At 71.0% G+C, this 18,259-nt stretch carries 18 protein-coding genes; 8 read left to right on the plus strand and 10 right to left on the minus strand.

Annotated features, from left to right (window positions below):
• The first annotated feature begins 60 nt into the window (after nucleotides 1-60).
• Nucleotides 61-756, plus strand: a complete 696-nt coding sequence (locus RLT58_RS21605) for a helix-turn-helix transcriptional regulator (protein ID WP_311312020.1) — start codon at nucleotides 61-63, stop codon at nucleotides 754-756.
• 40 nt (nucleotides 757-796) lie between these two features.
• On the opposite strand, the gene RLT58_RS21610 is transcribed toward RLT58_RS21605, so the two are convergent.
• Both RLT58_RS21610 and RLT58_RS21615 read right to left on the minus strand, forming a co-directional pair.
• Complete coding sequence (locus RLT58_RS21610) at nucleotides 797-1,093, minus strand: hypothetical protein (protein ID WP_311312021.1); 297 nt, start codon at nucleotides 1,091-1,093, stop codon at nucleotides 797-799.
• Between the two features lie 15 nt (nucleotides 1,094-1,108).
• Nucleotides 1,109-2,779: a sodium:solute symporter family protein gene (locus RLT58_RS21615; protein ID WP_311312022.1), complete on the minus strand. Its 1,671-nt coding sequence runs from the start codon at nucleotides 2,777-2,779 to the stop codon at nucleotides 1,109-1,111.
• Between the two features lie 223 nt (nucleotides 2,780-3,002).
• On the opposite strand from RLT58_RS21615, the gene galT reads away from it, so the two are divergent.
• Genes galT through galK form a run of 3 tightly spaced genes read left to right on the plus strand, consistent with a single transcriptional unit; the run spans nucleotide 3,003 to nucleotide 6,186 of the window.
• Nucleotides 3,003-4,046, plus strand: coding sequence for a galactose-1-phosphate uridylyltransferase (gene galT, locus RLT58_RS21620; protein WP_311312023.1), 1,044 nt, complete (start codon nucleotides 3,003-3,005; stop codon nucleotides 4,044-4,046).
• Nucleotides 4,043-5,023, plus strand: coding sequence for a UDP-glucose 4-epimerase GalE (galE, locus tag RLT58_RS21625; protein WP_311312024.1), 981 nt, complete (start codon nucleotides 4,043-4,045; stop codon nucleotides 5,021-5,023). Before galT ends, galE begins: the two co-directional genes overlap by 4 nt.
• Nucleotides 5,020-6,186 (plus strand): galactokinase, encoded by a 1,167-nt coding sequence (gene galK / locus RLT58_RS21630; protein ID WP_311312025.1) that lies wholly within the window; start codon nucleotides 5,020-5,022, stop codon nucleotides 6,184-6,186. Before galE ends, galK begins: the two co-directional genes overlap by 4 nt.
• On the opposite strand, the gene RLT58_RS21635 is transcribed toward galK, so the two are convergent.
• Nucleotides 6,126-6,644, minus strand: a complete 519-nt coding sequence (locus RLT58_RS21635) for a GNAT family N-acetyltransferase (RefSeq protein WP_311312026.1) — start codon at nucleotides 6,642-6,644, stop codon at nucleotides 6,126-6,128. The two genes, galK and RLT58_RS21635, sit on opposite strands and share 61 nt — an antisense overlap.
• A gap of 290 nt (nucleotides 6,645-6,934) precedes the next feature.
• On the opposite strand from RLT58_RS21635, the gene RLT58_RS21640 reads away from it, so the two are divergent.
• A complete protein-coding gene (locus tag RLT58_RS21640; RefSeq protein WP_311314595.1) occupies nucleotides 6,935-7,726 on the plus strand; it encodes a LuxR C-terminal-related transcriptional regulator in 792 nt (263 codons plus the stop codon).
• Here RLT58_RS21640 and RLT58_RS21645 read toward each other — a convergent pair.
• On the minus strand, nucleotides 7,685-8,182 hold the full coding sequence (locus RLT58_RS21645; RefSeq protein ID WP_311312027.1) for a MarR family winged helix-turn-helix transcriptional regulator: 498 nt from the start codon (nucleotides 8,180-8,182) through the stop codon (nucleotides 7,685-7,687). The two genes, RLT58_RS21640 and RLT58_RS21645, sit on opposite strands and share 42 nt — an antisense overlap.
• An 88-nt stretch (nucleotides 8,183-8,270) precedes the next feature.
• Here RLT58_RS21645 and RLT58_RS21650 point away from each other — a divergent pair, with 88 nt between their 5' ends.
• Together RLT58_RS21650 and RLT58_RS21655 are read left to right on the plus strand one after the other, a co-directional pair.
• A complete protein-coding gene (locus RLT58_RS21650) occupies nucleotides 8,271-9,068 on the plus strand; it encodes a trans-aconitate 2-methyltransferase (protein WP_311312028.1) in 798 nt (265 codons plus the stop codon).
• Nucleotides 9,068-9,433 carry a VOC family protein gene (locus RLT58_RS21655; RefSeq protein ID WP_311312029.1) on the plus strand — a complete coding sequence of 122 codons (366 nt, stop codon included), beginning with the start codon at nucleotides 9,068-9,070 and terminating at the stop codon, nucleotides 9,431-9,433. The genes RLT58_RS21650 and RLT58_RS21655 overlap by 1 nt, the downstream gene beginning before the upstream one ends.
• A 70-nt stretch (nucleotides 9,434-9,503) precedes the next feature.
• Here RLT58_RS21655 and RLT58_RS21660 read toward each other — a convergent pair whose 3' ends face one another.
• From RLT58_RS21660 to RLT58_RS21670, 3 genes are all read right to left on the minus strand, one after another.
• A complete protein-coding gene (locus tag RLT58_RS21660) occupies nucleotides 9,504-11,261 on the minus strand; it encodes an FG-GAP repeat domain-containing protein (RefSeq protein ID WP_311314596.1) in 1,758 nt (585 codons plus the stop codon).
• 210 nt (nucleotides 11,262-11,471) lie between these two features.
• On the minus strand, nucleotides 11,472-12,158 hold the full coding sequence (locus RLT58_RS21665; protein ID WP_311312030.1) for a TetR family transcriptional regulator: 687 nt from the start codon (nucleotides 12,156-12,158) through the stop codon (nucleotides 11,472-11,474).
• Entirely contained in the window at nucleotides 12,155-13,135 is a 981-nt protein-coding gene (locus RLT58_RS21670; protein WP_311312031.1) for an acyl-CoA desaturase, read from the minus strand. Before RLT58_RS21670 ends, RLT58_RS21665 begins: the two co-directional genes overlap by 4 nt.
• Nucleotides 13,136-13,479: 344 nt before the next feature.
• Between RLT58_RS21670 and ppc the strand changes: the two genes are divergently transcribed.
• A complete protein-coding gene (gene ppc, locus RLT58_RS21675; protein ID WP_311312032.1) occupies nucleotides 13,480-16,209 on the plus strand; it encodes a phosphoenolpyruvate carboxylase in 2,730 nt (909 codons plus the stop codon).
• A gap of 24 nt (nucleotides 16,210-16,233) precedes the next feature.
• Here ppc and RLT58_RS21680 read toward each other — a convergent pair whose 3' ends face one another.
• The 3 genes from RLT58_RS21680 to RLT58_RS21690 all read right to left on the minus strand — a co-directional run bounded on the left by RLT58_RS21680 (nucleotide 16,234) and on the right by RLT58_RS21690 (nucleotide 18,099).
• On the minus strand, nucleotides 16,234-16,704 hold the full coding sequence (locus RLT58_RS21680; RefSeq protein ID WP_311312033.1) for a hypothetical protein: 471 nt from the start codon (nucleotides 16,702-16,704) through the stop codon (nucleotides 16,234-16,236).
• Between the two features lie 75 nt (nucleotides 16,705-16,779).
• Complete coding sequence (pth, locus tag RLT58_RS21685) at nucleotides 16,780-17,373, minus strand: aminoacyl-tRNA hydrolase (RefSeq protein WP_311312034.1); 594 nt, start codon at nucleotides 17,371-17,373, stop codon at nucleotides 16,780-16,782.
• A gap of 138 nt (nucleotides 17,374-17,511) precedes the next feature.
• Nucleotides 17,512-18,099, minus strand: a complete 588-nt coding sequence (locus tag RLT58_RS21690) for a 50S ribosomal protein L25/general stress protein Ctc (protein ID WP_311312035.1) — start codon at nucleotides 18,097-18,099, stop codon at nucleotides 17,512-17,514.
• Nucleotides 18,100-18,259: the final 160 nt, after the last annotated feature.

Here is an 18,259-nt window from a genome sequence, read left to right on the forward strand (position 1 = left end):
GTAACTTGCCGGGTCTAGAGGGCCGGGGGGCCCGTCCGCGGTCCAATGGGGGGTTGCTCGATGGGTGTCCGGCTGATGGTGGTCGACGACCACCGACTGCTCGCCGAGGCACTCGCCTCGGCACTGAAGCTGCGGGGCCACCGGGTGCTGGCCGCCGCCGCACCCACCACCGGGGCGGCGGAGATCGTGGTCAGCAGGGCCCCGGAGGTCTGTCTGTTCGGTACGGCGGCACCCGCCGAGCCCGGCACCTTCGACCCGGTCGCCCGGATCAGACGCGAGCGCCCGCAGACCGCGGTGGTGGTCCTCGGCCCGGTGCCCAGCCCGCGCGGGATCGCGGCCGCGTTCGCGGCGGGTGCCGCGGGCTATGTCCGGCACGACGAGCGCATCGAGGGCGTCGAGCGGGCGATGGCCAAGGCGCGGGCCGGTGAGGCGGCGGTCTCGCCGCAACTGCTCCAGGGCGCCTTCGCGGAACTCCTCAACCCGGCGGTCCAGCCGGACGACGAGGGCCAGCGGCTGCTGCACATGCTCACCCCGCGCGAGATCGAGGTGCTGGTCAGGGTCGCGGAGGGCGAGGACACCCGGCTGATCGCGGCCGGGATGCGGATCGCGCCGAGCACCGCCCGTACCCATGTGCAGCGCGTGCTGATGAAGCTGGGCGTCGGCTCCCGGCTGGAGGCCGCCGCGCTCGCCGCCCGTACCGGGCTGCTCGACCGGGCCGCCGGTGGTAGGCGGCAGGGGCCGGACCCCGTCGGCTGACGGAGTCCGGCCCCTGCCGGTCTGCTGTGCCGGCGCCTCGTCAGTGTCCGGGCGTCTCGCCGGAGTCCGGGGGCAGTGTGGGCGCCGGGGCGGGGCGCAGCTTCAGCCAGACCAGGAAGAACAGCCCGAGGGCCAGCATGGCGAGGCCGGTCCACAGGTTGATGTGGACGCCCTCGGCCTTCTTCAGGTCCGCGTCGGACGGGCTGATCCCGGCGATGGTCACGATGACGCCGTAGACCACGAAGAGGCCGCCGATGATCCGCCGGATGTCGAAGAGGCGGGCCGCCGTGGCGGACTTCTGCTCCAGGTCGGAGACTTCCTTGTGCAGTTCGGACATGGTGAGTTACTCCGATCAGAACGAGTAGGGGACGTAGCACAGGGCGGCGAGCACGATCGCGCCCCAGCCCAGCAGCGCGGGCCTGCGGTACCAGGCGTCGTCGCCCTCCTCGGGCAGCTCGTCGGCTTCCGGCGACTCGGTTCCGTACACCAGACCGGCCAGTTCGGCCTCCGGCTTGGGGGCCGTGAACAGCGTGACGGCGACCATGACCACGGCACCGGCCACGAACCCGACGATCGCCGAGACGAAGTTGGCGCCCTGGTCGCTGGGGATGTCGATGACACCCTGCTTGTAGATGACGAAGTAGTTGACCATCGCGGCGGTGGTGCCCGCCAGCAGGCCCCAGACACCGGACTTCATCGAGGCGCGCTTCCAGAACATGCCGATGATGAAGACGACGAAGAGCGGGACGTTGAAGAAGGAGAACAGCGTCTGGAGGTAGCTCATGATGTTGGAGAAGCTGGACGCGATGAACGCCGTGCCGATGGAGGCCAGCACCCCGATCACCGTGATCTTGCGGCCGAAGCCCAGGTAGTACGCGTCCGACTGGTCCTTCTTCACGTACCGCGCCCAGATGTCCGTGGTGAACACGGTGTTGAACGAGGAGACGTTGGCCGCCATGCCGGCCATGAAGGCGGCCAGCAGACCGGTCACCGCGATGCCGAGCACGCCGTTGGGCAGCAGCTCGCGCATCAGCAGCGGGATGGCGTCGTTGTAGGTGGTGTCCGAGCCGGCGGCGCCGATGTTCGGTACGACGACGGCGGCGACCAGGCCCGGGATCATCACCAGGAAGACGATGAACATCTTCGGGAACGCGGCGATCAGCGGGGTGCGCTGGGCGGCCGAGAGGTTCTTCGCGGACAGGGCGCGCTGCACCTCGGCGAAGTTCGTCGTCCAGTAGCCGAACGAGAGCACGAAGCCCAGGCCGAGGACGATCGTCAGCCAGTTGGCGCCGAGCGGGTTGGAGTCACCGATGCCGGTGCCGCCCCAGGCGGTCATGAAGTTCGCGCCGTGGCTGGACTCCAGCGAGTGGCTCAGCCCGTCCCAGCCGCCGACGCGCTTGAGGCCCAGCAGGGTCAGCGGGATCAGGGCGGCGAGGATGACGAAGAACTGCAGCACCTCGTTGTAGATCGCGGAGGAGAGCCCGCCGATGGTGATGTAGATCAGGACGAAGAGGCCCGCGACCACGATCGCGACCCACTGCGGCCAGCCCAGGAGCGCCTCGACGACGATCGACAGGGCGTACAGGTTGACGCCCGCGATCAGCACCGCCGAGAACGCGAAGAGTATGGAGCTGAGCAGATGCGCCGACTTGTCGAAGCGGTGCAGCAGGAACTCCGGTACGGAGCGCACCTTCGACCGGTAGTAGAACGGCATCATCACGAGGCCGAGGAAGACCATCGCCGGGATGGCGCCGATCCAGTACCAGTGCACGACCGCGACGCCGTACTGCGCGCCGGTCGCCGCCATGCCGAGGATCTCGGTGGCGCCGAGATTGGCCGCGACGAAGGCCAGACCGGTCACCCATGCGGGCAGTGACCGTCCGGAGAGGAAGAAGTCGAGGCTCGTCTTCACGCTCGCCCGGGCGGCGAAGCCGATGCCGAGGACGACGACGAAGTAGATCGCCAGGATCGTGTAGTCGAGCCCGTTCGTGGGGAGCCGGAGCCCTGCAGCCAGATATTGCATGTGGGGGTACTCGCTTCGTTGCGCGAACTGAACCCGAAGGAAACTACGCTCTTGTGTTCAGAAAATGAACAGTTCCCAAGAGGTTCTTTGTTTGATTGTGATCGTATTGCCCGAAACCCGGGCCTCAACCCTGCGAGATTCCCGTCACCCCGGGCCTGTTGACGCATTGACGGGCCTGTTGAGTTGTGGTTCATTGTGTTGGGTTATGTTTGGGAGGAGTCTGGTGAAGAAGACGGTTACGACGCTCGCCGACGGCCGGGAGCTGCTCTACTACGACAGCCGTGACGACGTCGTGCGCGAGGCGGTCGACCCCCGCCCCCTCGATCCCGTCTCGACCTCGTCCGAGATCCGCCGTGACCCCCTGCTCGGCGACAGCGTCGCCATCGCCTCGCACCGGCAGGGCCGGATCTACCACCCGCCGGCCGACGAGTGCCCCCTGTGCCCCTCGCGCGACGGCCGGCAGAGCGAGATCCCGGAGGCGGACTACGACGTCGCCGTCTTCGAGAACCGCTTCCCCTCCCTCGCCGGCGGCTCCGGACGCTGCGAGGTCGTCTGCTTCACCTCCGACCACGACGCCTCGTTCGCCGACCTCACCGAGGACCAGGCCGGGCTCGTCCTGGAGGCCTGGACCGACCGGACCGCCGAGCTCGCCGAGCTTCCGCAGGTCAAGCAGGTGTTCTGCTTCGAGAACCGGGGCGCCGAGATCGGCGTCACGCTCGGCCACCCGCACGGCCAGATCTACGGCTACCCCTTCGTCACCCCGCGCACCGAGCTGATGCTCCGCTCCCTGGCCGCCCACCGCGCGGAGACCGGGGGCAACCTCTTCGACGACGTGGTGGCCCGCGAGGAGGCGGACGGCTCCCGGATCGTCCTCGCCGCCGAGCACTGGATCGCCTTCGTGCCGTACGCGGCGCACTGGCCCTACGAGGTCCATCTGCACCCGCGCCGCCGCGTCCCCGACCTGCGGGAACTCGACGAGGCCGCCCGCACGGAATTCCCACAGGTCTATCTGGAACTCTTGAGGCGATTCGACCGGATCTTTGGCCCCGGCGAGCCGCCGACCCCGTACATCTCCGCCTGGCACCAGGCGCCGTTCGGGGTCGAGGGGCGGGAGGACTTCGGGCTCCATCTGGAGCTTTTCACCATCCGACGCACCTCCGGCAAGCTGAAGTTCCTCGCGGGTTCCGAATCCGGCATGAGCGTGTTCATCAACGACGTGCCGCCGGAGACCGCGGCCCAGCGACTGCGAGAGGTAGCGAGCCAGTGAGCAACTCCCCGAAGAAGTACCTGGTGACCGGCGGTGCCGGATACGTCGGCAGCGTCGTCGCCCAGCACCTGCTGGAGGCGGGGCACACCGTCACCGTCCTGGACGACCTCTCCACCGGCTTCCGCGAGGGCGTCCCGGCCGGCGCCGAGTTCATCGAGGGGCGCATTCAGGACGCCGCGAAGTGGCTGGACGCCTCCTACGACGGGGTGCTCCACTTCGCCGCGTACTCCCAGGTCGGCGAGTCCGTCACCGACCCGGAGAAGTACTGGGTCAACAACGTCGGCGGCACCACCGCCCTGCTCGCCGCGATGCGCGACGCCGGGGTGCGCACCCTGGTGTTCTCCTCCACCGCCGCGACCTACGGCGAGCCGGTCTCCAGCCCCATCACGGAGACCGACCCCACGGCCCCCACCAGCCCGTACGGCGCCACCAAGCTGGCCGTCGACCACATGATCACCGGCGAGGCCGCCGCCCACGGACTGGCCGCCGTCTCGCTGCGTTACTTCAACGTGGCGGGGGCGTACGGCAACTGCGGCGAGCGGCACAGCCCCGAGTCCCACCTCATCCCGCTGGTCCTCCAGGTCGCCCTCGGGCAGCGCGAGTCGATCTCCGTCTACGGTGACGACTACCCCACCCCGGACGGCACCTGCGTCCGCGACTACATCCATGTCGCGGACCTCGCCGAGGCCCATCTGCTGGCTCTGGACGCCGCCACCGCGGGCGAGCACCTCATCTGCAACCTCGGCAACGGCAACGGCTTCTCGGTCCGCGAGGTCATCGAGACGGTCCGCGAGGTCACCGGCCACCCGGTCCCCGAGGCGGCGGCCCCCCGCCGCGCCGGCGACCCGGCCGTCCTCGTGGCCTCCGCCGCCACCGCCAGGGAGCGGCTCGGCTGGCAGCCCTCCCGCGCCGATCTGGCCGGAATCGTCTCCGACGCCTGGACGTTCGCCCGCCGAGAGGAGCCCACCGCACCATGACCGACCACGCTGAGCTGACCGCCTCCTTCACCGAGCTCTACGGGAGCGCCCCCGAGGGGATCTGGGCCGCACCCGGCCGGGTCAACCTGATCGGCGAGTACACCGACTTCAACGACGGCTTCGTGATGCCGCTCGCCCTGCCGCACACCGCACGGGCCGCCGTCGCCCGCCGCACGGACGGCGAGCTGCGGCTGCACTCCACCGATGTGCCCGGCGGAGTCGTCCGGCTCCGTGTCGACGAGCTGACCCCGCACTCGGGCCACGGCTGGGCCGCCTACCCGGCCGGGGTCGTCTGGGCGCTGCGCGAGGCGGGACACCCGGTCACCGGCGCCGACATCCAGCTCACCTCCACCGTGCCCACCGGCGCCGGGCTCTCCTCCTCCGCCGCCCTCGAAGTGGTCACCGCGCTCGCCCTGAACGACCTCTTCGGGCTCGGCCTCGCCCCCGCCGAGCTGGCGGTCCTGGCCCAGCGCGCCGAGAACGCGTTCGTCGGCGTCCCCTGCGGCGTCATGGACCAGATGGCCTCGGCCTGCTGCACCGAGGGCCACGCCCTGCACCTCGACACCCGCGACCTGGGCCTTCGCCAGGTCCCCTTCGACCTCGCCGCGCACGGGCTGCGGCTGCTGGTCGTCGACACCCGGGTCAAGCACGCGCTGGGCGACGGTGCGTACGCCGAGCGGCGGTCCGGCTGCGAGGAGGGCGCCCGCGTCCTCGGTCTCCGTACCCTGCGCGAGCTGCCGTACGAGGGGCTCGGTGCCGCGCTCGACACCCTGGCCGAGGCCGGCGCCGACGAGTCCGTGGTGCGCTACGTACGCCATGTGGTCGGCGACAACCAGCGCGTCGAGCAGGTCATCGCGCTGCTCGACGCGGGCGAGGTGCGCGCGGCGGGCCCGGTGCTCACGGCGGGCCATGTCTCGCTCCGCGACGATCTGCGGGTCTCCTGCGTGGAGCTGGACCTCGTCGTCGAGACGGCGAACGCGGCCGGGGCGCTCGGTGCGCGGATGACCGGGGGCGGCTTCGGCGGCTCGGCGATCGTGCTGGTCGAGGAGGCGCAGGAGGACACCGTCACCAAGTCCGTCCTGGAGGCCTTCGCCGCTGCGGGCTACGCGGCGCCGGGCGTGTTCCCCGCCGTGCCGTCGGCGGGAGCGCGCCGGCTCGTCTGAACCGGCGCGGCCCCCGGGCCGAGCCGCTTGACGAGCGTGAACTCGGTGACGCCGGGCGGGTAGTCCTCGACCCGCCCGGCGACTTCGTACCCCCGCGCCCGGTAGAAGCCCGGCGCCTGGAAGTCCCAGGTCTCCACCCGGGAGCGGGTGCAGTCCCGGTCCGTCAGCGCCACCCGTTCCGCCTTGGCCAGCAGCCGCGAGCCGAGGCCGGAACCCCGGTGTCCCGCGTCGACCCAGAGCAGGTCCACATGGAGCCAGTACGCCCAGGTGCGGCCGGTCAGCCCCGCCGCGAGCCCGCCGTCCTCGTCCAGCGCCCACACCTCCAGCGGGACCTCGTGCGCGGCGGGTGTGTCGCGCAGGGCGCGGATCCTGGGTGAGCGCGCGGTGTTGTCGTCGCGCAGCCGCCGGTTCAGCAACTGACGCCGTTCTCTGTCCACTTCTGCCTCAAGACGGAACATGCGTACCACCCTAGGGCGGGTCGCCCGTCCGCTCCGTCCGCGAGTTCCGCGAATCCGCTCCCGCCCCCGGCCGCCCCCCGTACGCTGATGCACAGCACCGGTGGGGGCCGGTGTTGATTCAGGGGTACGAGACAGCCGGGTGCGGTGTCCGGGCGGGGTGTGTCAGGCGGGTGGACGGCGGCGGCCGCGAGCCCGGTTTCACCACCCCGCTCCGGGCGCCGCACCCGTGCCGGTCCGTCCCCGGCCGGGGCGCTGCGGGGGCGCCCAGAACGCACAGCATGGGGGTGCCTGTGGTCCGTATCCGGGTTCTCGTGGTCGACGACCACCGTATTTTCGCCGAGTCGCTCGCCGCCGCGCTCGCGGCCGAGCCGGATGTCGATGTGTCGGCGGCGGGCAGCGGCCCGGCCGCCCTGCGCTGTCTGGACCGCGCCGCGGCCGAGGGCCACGGGTACGACGTGCTGCTGGTCGACGCCGAGCTGGGCATCCTGCCCCCGGGGCGTACGGGCGCGGGCCCGGTCCCGGTGCCCGCGCCGAACACCGGGGACAACGGCCTGGTCGACGGGATCTCGCTGGTCGCCGGGGTGCGCTCCGGCCAGCCCTCGGTGCGCACGGTGGTGCTCGCCGAGAAGGACGACCCGCGCCGGGCCGCGCTCGCGCTCCAGGCCGGAGCCTGCGGCTGGGTCGCCAAGGACAGCTCGCTGCAACGGCTCCTCGCAGTGATCCGGGGCGTCCTGCGCGACGAGACGCATCTGCCGGCCGCGCTGCTCACGGGCGTGCTGCGGGAGCTGATGGCGGACCGCAAGCACCGCACGGAGAGCGAGGAGCTGGTCGAGTCGCTGACCCCGCGCGAGCGCGAGGTGCTGCGCTGCATGGTGGCGGGCCTGGGCCGCAAGGCGGTGGCGGAGCGCCTCTTCCTCTCCCCGCACACGGTGCGGACGCACATGCAGAACGTGCTGGGGAAGCTGGGCGTGCACTCCACCCTGGCCGCGGTGGCGCTGGCGCGGCGGGCCGGGGTCGGACCGGTCGACCTGGAGGCGACGTCAGCCGGGGATGTTGTCGAACGGGGCGGTCAACTGGCGTAGCAGCCCCGCCAGTTCGGCGCGCTGGTGGCGGGAGAGCTCGCCGAGGATGGCGCGCTCCTGGGCCAGCAGGCCGGCCAGCGACTGGTCGGCCTTGTCCCGGCCCTCTGCGGTGAGCCGGACCAGCACCCCGCGCCGGTCGCTGGGGTCGGGAAGCCGCTCGACGAGGTTCTTCTTGGTGAGCCGGTCGATGCGGTTGGTCATCGTGCCCGAGGTCACCAGGGTCTGGGTGAGCAGCTGCCCGGGGGAGAGCTGGTACGGAGCCCCGGCGCGCCGCAGCGACGTGAGGACGTCGAACTCCCACGGTTCGAGGTGGTGCTCGGCGAAGGCGATCCGGCGGGCCCGGTCGAGGTGTCGGGCCAGGCGGGAGACACGGCTGAGGACCTCGAGTGGTTCCACGTCGAGGTCGGGGCGCTCTCGGCGCCATGCAGCGACCAGCCGGTCGACCTCGTCCTCCATGTGGATCAGTGTAGAGGGTCCCTCGACATGAAGTCTCTTGAATTCGAGTGTCTTGACATCAAGATACTTCTGCGCGGATCCTGGAGCCATGACCGCACCCCTCTGGGATCCGCAGCAGTACCTGCGACACGCGGACCACCGCACCCGCCCCTTCCGAGACCTGCTGGCCCGCGTCCCCGAGCCGCCGGGCGCCCCGGCCCCCCGGATCGCCGACCTCGGCTGCGGCGCGGGCAACGTCACCGCCCTGCTCGCCGAGCGCTGGCCCGCAGCCCGTGTCACCGGCTACGACAACTCACCGCAGATGCTGGAGCGCGCCCGCGAGCACGCCACGCCCCTGCTGGACTTCGCCGAGGCCGACGCCGCCACCTGGACGCCCGCGGAGCCGTACGGGCTGATCGTCTCCAACGCCCTGCTCCAGTGGGTCCCCGGCCACGCCGACCGCTTCCCCGACTGGCTGGACGGCCTTGCCCCCGGCGGCACCCTCGCCTTCCAGGTCCCGGGCAACTTCGACCAGCCCTCGCACGCCCTGATGCGCGAACTCGCCGGGTCCCCGCGCTGGCGGGCCCGGCTGGGCGGCCGGCTGCGCCACGCCGACGCCGTGTTGAGCCCCGCCGGCTATCTGGACCGGCTCACCGGCCCCGGCCGCACCGCCGATGTCTGGGAGACCACCTATCTGCACCTGCTGCCCGGCCGGGACGCCGTCCTGGACTGGGTGAAGGGCACCGGACTGCGCCCCGTCCTCACCGCCCTCGCCGACGACGAGGAGGCCCGGGACGCCTTCCTCGCCGACTACCGCGACCTGCTGCGCACCGCCTACCCCGAGGGCCCGCACGGCACGCTCTTCCCCTTCCGCCGCATCTTCGCCGTCACCCACCGGGAGAAGTGATGATCGCCGCCGTCGACCATGTTCAGCTCGCCGCCCCCGCCGGCTCCGAGGACGTCCTGCGCGCGTACTACGTCGACGTGCTCGGCATGACGGAGCTGCCCAAACCGCCGGTGCTCGCGGCCCGGGGCGGCTGCTGGTTCGCCACCGGCCCCGTCCAGCTCCATCTGGGCGTCGAGGCGGACTTCCGCCCGGCCCGCAAGGCCCACCCCGGACTGCGGGTGACGGACATCGGGGCGTTCGCGGCCCGGCTGACGGAACACGGCGCCGAGGTGCGGTGGGACGCGGACCTGCCCGGCCACCGCCGCTTCTTCAGCCACGACCCGGTGGGCAACCGGCTGGAGTTCCTGGAGCCGGTGGACGGCTGAGAACGCGGGAGCGCCCCGCCCCCGGAGAGCCGGGGACGGGGCGCGGGGCGCGAACGGCCGAGCGGGACGCTCAGTACAGGTTGTTGTAGATGTCCCAGCCGTAGCCGATCTTCACGCGCTTGGTGATCGAGCCCGTGCCGGTCGACGTGTAGCGGTACACATCGCCCTTGCCGTCGACGCCGATCAGGTCGGCCTTGCCGTCACCGTTGATGTCACCCGGAGCGGCGAACTGCTTGTAGGTGTTGTACCCGGTGCCGATCTTCACGCGCGCCTTCAGGGGCGCGGCGGCGTTGCCCGTGCCCTTGTAGAGGTAGAGCGTGCCGTCCTTGGCGCGGGCCACGACGTCGGCGATGCCGTCACCGCTGAGGTCACCGGCGCCGACGATCTTGTTGTACGTGTTGAAGCCGTAGCCGACCTTGGCCTTGGCCGCGAACTTGGTGGCGAGCCCGTTGCCCTTGTAGAGGTACAGGTCGCCCTTGGTGTCGCGGGCCAGCAGGTCGCCCTTGCCGTCGCCGTTCAGGTCGCCGGGGCCGGTCAGGCTGTTGTAGACGTGCCAGCCGGAACCGATGTAGTTCGCCCCGATGTACAGCTGGCCCTTGTACTGCTGGACCAGGTCGGCCCAGCCGTCGTTGTCGAGCGAGGAGGCCAGCGACAGGCTCACCTGGTTCCAGCCCGTGTCCGAGCTGTCCAGCTGACGGGGGAAGAACTGCCCGTTGTTCCTGGCCTGGTACCAGTACAGGCTGCCGCCCTTGGTCCGGGCCTCGATCTCGTGCTTGCCGAAGTCCGGGTTGCCGCCGGCGCCGACGAACAGCGCTGCCGCGTTCCACCCGCTGCCGCCGGTGATGCGCGGCGCGAAGGTGCCGTAGCCGGTGGACAGGTAGGTGTAGACGTCGCCGCCCGGCTTGCGGGCGATGATGTCGCCGAGCCCGTCGCCGTCGATGTCGTCCACCGCGACGAGCTGGTTGTAGATGTCGAAGCCGTAGCCGGCCTTGACCCGTGCCTTGAACGGCTTCGCCGCGTCGCCCGTACCGGCGTAGAAGTACAGGTCACCGGCGGTGGTGCGGGCGATGATGTCGCCGATGCCGTCGCCGTTGACATCGTTGGCGCCGACGATCTGGTCGTACGAGCCCCAGCCGTAGCCCACCTTGACACCGGCCTTGAAGGGCGCGCTGTCCACCTTGCCGGTGGAGGTGTACTCGTACAGGTCGCCGGAGGGCGTGCGCGCGAGCAGGTCGCCGCGGCCGTCGCCGTTCAGGTCGCCGGCGGCGACGACCTTGTTGTACTTCTGCCAGCCGGTGCCCGACCAGGTGACATAGCCGGTGTTGGTCTCGCCCCAGCTCTGGTAGAGCGAGAGCTTGCCCGACGCCGACAGCGTCAGGAAGTCGGGCATGCCGCCGCCGTCGAGGTCGCCCGGCGCGATGATGTCCTTGGGCGTCTCGTACTGGTCGTCACTGTTGATCGTGTACTCGTGCGCACCCGACGAGTCCGCCCAGACGTACAGGTTGCCGTCGAGGCCGCGGTACATCGTGTCGCTGTAGCCGTCGCCGTTCACGTCGAGGCGCGGCTTGGCGGGCACGACCGCCGCCTTCGCGCCGGCGGTACCGGCCGCGGGCGACTTCTTCTTCGCGGTGCGCTTCGGCAGCACGAGGTTCGGCTGTGCGCCGAGCTCGGGGGTGAACTGCGGGGTGGCGCCGCGCGGGGCGGGCGCCGAGTCGTCGGCCGAGGCCGGGGCCGCCAGCAGCATGCCGGCGGAGAGAACGAGTGCGGTGCAGGCCGTGATCCGCCGCGCGCGCTTCGAGCGCGCGGAGACGGAGCGGCCGGGTTCCACAGAAGACAAAGCCCCCCCCAGGGGTAAGTGGTGGAACCGGGAGAAACACATTCACAAGTGCGTGACACGCAGGGTGAAGCGTTCCCGGGATGTTCACAGACTCTACAACTGTGATCAGCGGGACTGAAGTGGTTTAGCAATGGATCAGATCTCGGCTTGGACACACGCCCGGACGCACCGCGGCCACCACCCGGGCGGGGCGGTGGCCGGTCAGTTCTTGCGATGCCCTATCAGCCGCGGCTTCGACTCCAGGTTCTCCAGGCCGTGCCACGCCAGGTTCACCAGATGGGCCGCGACCTCCGCCTTCTTCGGCTTGCGCGCGTTCACCCACCACTGCCCCGTCAGCGCCACCATGCCCACCAGCGCCTGCGCGTACAGCGGGGCCAGCTTCGGGTCGAAGCCCCGCGCCTTGAACTCCAGACCGAGGATGTCCTCCACCTGGGTGGCGATGTCGCTGATCAGCGAGGCGAACGTGCCCGTCGACTGTGCCACCGGGGAGTCCCGCACCAGGATGCGGAAACCGTCCGTGTACGTCTCGATGTAGTCCAGCAGCGCGAACGCCGCCTGCTCCAGCAGCTCCCGCGGATGGCCGGCGGTCAGGGCGCTGGTCACCATGTCCAGGAGCTGGCGCATCTCCCGGTCCACCACCACCGCGTACAGCCCCTCCTTGCCGCCGAAGTGCTCGTAGACGACCGGCTTGGAGACCCCGGCGCGGGCCGCGATCTCCTCCACCGACGTCCCCTCGAACCCCTTGTCGGCGAAGAGGGTGCGACCGATGTCCAGCAGCTGCTCGCGGCGTTCCTTCCCGGTCATCCGCACCCGGCGGGCCCGCCGGGCCGAGGGTGCACGGGTGTTCTCGCTGCTTGCGCTGCCGTCGGTCGCCACGTCGTCAATCATGCCGCGTCGGCCCCCGCGCGGTTGCGCCGGGACTCGATACGGGCGGAGTCGGGCCAGCGCACGTCGTGCGCCCAGCCGAGCTTCTCGAACCAGCGGATCAGCCGGGCACTCGAATCGATCTGACCCTTCATCACGCCGTGCCGCGCACTCGTCGGGTCCGCGTGGTGCAGGTTGTGCCAGGACTCGCCGCAGGACAGCACCGCCAGCCACCACACGTTGCCGGACTTGTCCCGCGACTTGAAGGGGCGCTTGCCGACCGCGTGACAGATGGAGTTGATCGACCAGGTCACGTGGTGCAGCAGGGCCACCCGGACCAGGGAACCCCAGAAGAACGCCGTCGCCGCGCCCCACCAGGACATCGTGACCAGCCCGCCGACCAGCGGCGGGATCGCCAGGGAGACGATCGTGAAGGTGAGGAAGTGACGCGAGATCCCGCGGATGGCCGGGTCCCGGATCAGGTCGGGGGCGTACTTCTGCTGCGGCGTCTGCTCCTCGTCGAACATCCAGGCGATGTGCGCCCACCACAGCCCCTTCATCAGGGCCGGCAGCGTCTCGCCGAAACGCCACGGCGAGTGCGGGTCGCCCTCGGCGTCCGAGAAGCGGTGGTGCTTGCGGTGGTCGGCCACCCAGCGCACCAGGGGCCCTTCGACAGCCAGCGAACCGGCCACGGCCAGGGCGATGCGGAGCGGACGCCTCGCCTTGAACGAGCCATGCGTGAAGTACCGGTGGAAACCGATCGTGATGCCGTGGCAGCCGATGAAGTACATCGCCACCAGCAGTCCCAGATCGAGCCAGCTCACACCGCGGCCCCAGGCCAGCGGCACCGCCGCGACCAGCGCCACGAACGGCACGACGATGAACAGCAGGAGCGCGATCTGCTCGATCGACCGCTTGTTGTCCCCGCCGAGCGTGGCGGGGGGAAGAGCCTGACCGTCGGCCGCCGGAGCGGCCTCGATCACATCGGGGCTGGTCTTCATGGGGAGTCCCCTGAGGGTGAGAACGTCGGAAAGCTAAGGGCTACGCACCCGTAACCTACGGCGTCGTAAGTATGGCAGCGAGGAGGCCCGCGACACGAGAGGGCGACCGGGTGCGCACAGAGGGGCGCGTACGGGGTAGGGACACCACGCGTGCCCCGGCCGTCCCCGCCATGAACACCCGGGGACACCTTTCGGGGCGCGAACAGCGCCCACGGCACGGACACCTATCCTGGAGAGGTCGGACAGCGCGGTCCGCACCCTGCTTTCCGGGGCGTCGCGTCGGCACCGCAGCCGGCCGCGGCCCTCCGGATCCCGTGCTCAACCACTGCAAGGAGCCGCACACTGTGAGCAGTGCCGACCAGACCCCTGCCGCCAGCCCCGAGCTGCGCGCCGACATCCGACGCCTCGGCGACCTGCTGGGCGAGACCCTCGTACGCCAGGAGGGGCCCGAGCTCCTCGACCTCGTCGAGCGGGTCCGCGCCCTGACCCGCACCGACGGCGAGGCGGCGGCCGAGCTTCTCGGCGACACGGATCTGGAGACCGCCGCGCAGCTCGTGCGCGCGTTCTCCACCTACTTCCACCTCGCCAACGTCACCGAGCAGGTGCACCGCGCCCACGAGATGCGCGACCGCCGTGCCGCCGAGGGCGGTCTCCTCGCCCGCACCGCCGACCGCCTCAAGGACGCCGACCCGGAGCACCTGCGCGCCACGGTCAAGAATCTCAACGTCCGGCCCGTCTTCACCGCCCACCCCACCGAGGCCGCACGCCGTTCCGTCCTGAACAAGCTCCGCCGCATCGCCGAGCTGCTCGACACCCCCGTCATCGAGGCCGACCGGCGCCGCCAGGACCTCCGGCTCGCCGAGAACATCGACCTCATCTGGCAGACCGACGAGCTGCGCGTGGTCCGCCCGGAACCCGCCGACGAGGCCCGCAACGCCATCTACTACCTCGACGAACTCCACGCCAACGCCGTGGGCGACGTCCTGGAGGACCTGGCCGCCGAACTGGAGCGCGTCGGCGTCGAACTGCCCGCCGGCACCCGCCCCCTCACCTTCGGCACCTGGATCGGCGGCGACCGCGACGGCAACCCCAACGTGACGCCCGCCGTCACCTGGGAGGTGCTGATCCTCCAGCACGAGCACGGCATCACCGACGCCCTGGAACTCATCGACCAGCTGCGCGGACTGCTCTCCAACTCCATCCGCTACACCGGAGCCACCGACGAGCTCCTGACCTCCCTCCAGAACGACCTGGAGCGCCTCCCCGAGATCAGCCCCCGCTACAAGCGGCTGAACGCCGAGGAGCCCTACCGCCTCAAGGCCACCTGCGTCCGGCAGAAGCTCGTCAACACCCGCGAGCGCCTCGCCAACGGCACCCCGCACCGCCCCGGCTGCGACTACCTCGGCACCGCCGAACTCGTCGCCGACCTGGCCCTCATCCAGACCTCCCTGCGCGAGCACAAGGCCGGCATCGTCGCCGACGGCCGGATGGACCGCACTATCCGCACCCTCGCCGCCTTCGGCCTCCAGCTCGCCACCATGGACGTCCGCGAGCACGCCGACGCCCACCACCACACCCTCGGCCAGCTCTTCGACCGCCTCGGCGAGGAGTCTTGGCGCTACGCCGACATGCCCCGCGACTACCGGCAGAAGCTGCTCGCCAAGGAGCTGCGCTCGCGCCGGCCGCTCGCTCCCACCCCGGCCCCGCTCGACGCGGCCGGCGAGAAGACCCTCGGCGTCTTCCACACCATCAAGGAAGCCTTCGAGCGCTTCGGCCCCGAGGTCATCGAGTCCTACATCATCTCGATGTGCCAGGGCGCCGACGACGTCTTCGCCGCCGCCGTCCTCGCCCGCGAGGCCGGCCTCCTCGACCTGCACGCCGGCTGGGCCGAGATCGGCATCGTGCCGCTCCTGGAGACCACCGACGAACTGCGCGCCGCCGACGTCATCCTCGACGAGATGCTCGCCGACCCCTCCTACCGCCGCCTCGTCTCGCTCCGCGGCGACGTCCAGGAGGTCATGCTCGGCTACTCCGACTCCTCCAAGTTCGGCGGCATCACCACCTCCCAGTGGGAGATCCACCGCGCCCAGCGCCGGCTGCGCGACGTCGCCCACCGCTACGGCGTACGGCTGCGTCTCTTCCACGGCCGCGGCGGCACCGTCGGCCGCGGCGGCGGCCCCTCGCACGACGCGATCCTCGCCCAGCCCTGGGGCACCCTGGAGGGCGAGATCAAGGTGACCGAGCAGGGCGAGGTCATCTCCGACAAGTACCTCATCCCGGCGCTCGCCCGGGAGAACCTGGAGCTGACCGTCGCGGCCACCCTCCAGGCCTCCGCCCTGCACACCGCGCCCCGCCAGTCCGACGAGGCCCTGGCCCGCTGGGACGCGGCGATGGACACCGTCTCCGACGCCGCCCACGGCGCGTACCGCAAGCTGGTCGAGGACCCGGACCTGCCCGCGTACTTCCTCGCCTCCACCCCGGTGGACCAGCTCGCCGACCTGCACCTGGGCTCGCGGCCCTCCCGCCGCCCCGGCTCGGGCGTCTCGCTCGACGGTCTGCGGGCCATCCCGTGGGTCTTCGGCTGGACCCAGTCCCGGCAGATCGTGCCCGGCTGGTACGGCGTCGGATCCGGCCTCAAGGCCCTGCGCGAGGCCGGTCTCGACACCGTCCTGGAAGAGATGCACGAGCAGTGGCACTTCTTCCGGAACTTCCTGTCCAACGTCGAGATGACGCTGGCCAAGACCGACCTGCGCATCGCCCGGCACTACGTCGACACGCTCGTCCCCGACGAGCTGAAGCACGTCTTCGACGCCATCGAGGCCGAGCACGCGCTGACCGTGCAGGAAGTCCTGAAGGTCACCGGCTCCACCGAACTGCTCGGCACCAGCCCGGTGCTCCAGCAGACCTTCGCCATCCGTGACGCCTACCTGGACCCGATCTCCTACCTCCAGGTCTCGCTGTTGGCCCGCCAGCGCCAGGCGCTCGAACGGGGCGAGGAGCCCGACCCGCTGCTCGCCCGCGCCCTGCTGCTCACCGTCAACGGTGTCGCCGCCGGGCTGCGCAACACCGGCTGACCCACGGCCGCGGGCGGGGCCCGCTCACAGCGCGATGAACGTCGCCACGAGCAGGACCCCGCCCGCGATCCCGGTGCCCCAGGCGGTCCGGGTCATCCGCAGCCCGCCGCCGATCACCAGCGCGGCCAGCACCAGCGCCCCGCCCAGCGGCACCCAGGCATGCAGGAAGCCCGGCGCCCCGGTGCGTACGACGTCATCGGTGCCGGGCTTCACCACCACCGGGAAGCGGTCCCCCTTGCGGGCCGCGACGGACCGGTCCACCGAGACCCGGGACCGCGCGGCGGCCCCGTCCGACGGGGTGAACGACCCCGTGCAGACCTCGCTGCCGCAGCCCGTGACCGTCATCGTGCCGTGCTCCCGGCCCTTGGCCAGCACGATGTGATGCGCCGAGTCCCAGGACGACAGCACCCCCGCGACCAGCAGCAGCAGGACGACACAGCCGAGCGCCGCGCTGCGGGCGTACTGCAGGGCACGGGGGGAGGAGCTGGGCTTCATGGGGGCAGATCCTTGGCCAGGGCGCTGCACCCGGTCAAGCCGTGGCCGAAAACCGCAGGGTTACCGGCAGGTATGTCAGGAGTTGTACGCGCCCTGCGCGCGCTCCAGACCCTCTGCGAGCAGGCACTCCACCGAGTCCGCCGCCCGGTCCACCAGGTACGCGAGCTCCTTGCGCTCGGTGGACGAGAAGTCCTTCAGCACGAAGTCGGCGACCTGCATCCGGCCGGGCGGACGCCCGATCCCGAACCGGATCCGGTGGTAGTCCGCCCCCATCGACTTCGTCATCGACTTCAGCCCGTTGTGGCCGTTGTCGCCGCCGCCCAGCTTCAGCCGCAGCGTCCCGTAGTCGATGTCCAGCTCGTCGTGGACGGCCACGACATGGTCGAGCGGCACCTTGTAGAAGTCGCGCAGCGCCGCGACGGGCCCGCCGGACAGGTTCATGTACGACATCGGCTTGGCGACCACCACCCGCCGGCTCAGCGGGCCGGGCGGACCGATCCGGCCCTCCAGCACCTGCGCCTGTGCCTTCGGGGCGCGCTTGAACTTCCCGCCGATGCGCTCCGCGAGCAGCTCGGCGACCATGAAGCCGACGTTGTGCCGGTTCGCCGCGTACTCGGGGCCGGGATTGCCCAGGCCCACGATCAGCCAGGGGTCGGTGGCGTCGGACATCGCGCTGGGTCTCCTCGCGTACGGGCGGACGGCGGTGGTGCGGCGGGCCGGGAACGGTGCGGCGGGACAGGAAAACGGGGCGGCGGACCTCCCGTGGGAGAGCCGGCCGCCCCGTCAGTCAAGCAGGTGGGGCGAGGCTCAGGCCTCGGCGCCCTCTTCCTCGGCGGTCTCGGCGGTCGGCTCCTCGGCCTGCGCGGCGACGACCTGGAGCACGACGGCGTCCTCGTCGCCGGCGAGCACGGAGCCCTTGGGCAGCGGGATGTCCTTGGCGAGGATCGAGTCACCGGCGTCCAGGCCCGCGACGGAGACCGTGACGGACTCGGGGATGTGGGTGGCCTCGGCCTCGACGAGCAGGGTGTTCTGCACGTACTCGAGCAGGTTGCCGCCCGGGGCGAGGTCGCCCTCGACGTGCACCGCGATCTCGACGTTGACCTTCTCGCCGCGCTTCACGGTCAGCAGGTCGACGTGCTCGATGTCGCCCTTGAGCGGGTTGCGCTGCACGGCCTTCGGGATGACCAGCGCGTCCTTGCCGTCGATCTCGAGACCGATGAGGACGTTGGCGGTGCGGAGCGCGAGCTGCAGCTCGTGGGCCGGAAGCGTGATGTGAACGGCCTCGGCACCGTGGCCGTAGACCACGGCGGGGACCAGGTTGGCGCGACGCGTACGGCGGGCGGCACCCTTGCCGAACTCGGTACGGACCTCGGCGGCGAGCTTGATCTCGGCCATGACTGCACTCCTCGTAAGGTGACAAGAACTTCGGATGGTCACCCGGCCCACGACAGGCCTGCTACGAAGAGCGCGTCGATAACGGACCGCCGTACCCCATGAGTACGGCCTCCCTCGCCGAGCAACTCGCTGAGTCTACCCGGCGGGGAGGCCGCACCCA

Source organism: Streptomyces sp. ITFR-16 (assembly GCF_031844705.1).
Taxonomy (GTDB): Bacteria; Actinomycetota; Actinomycetes; order Streptomycetales; family Streptomycetaceae; genus Streptomyces.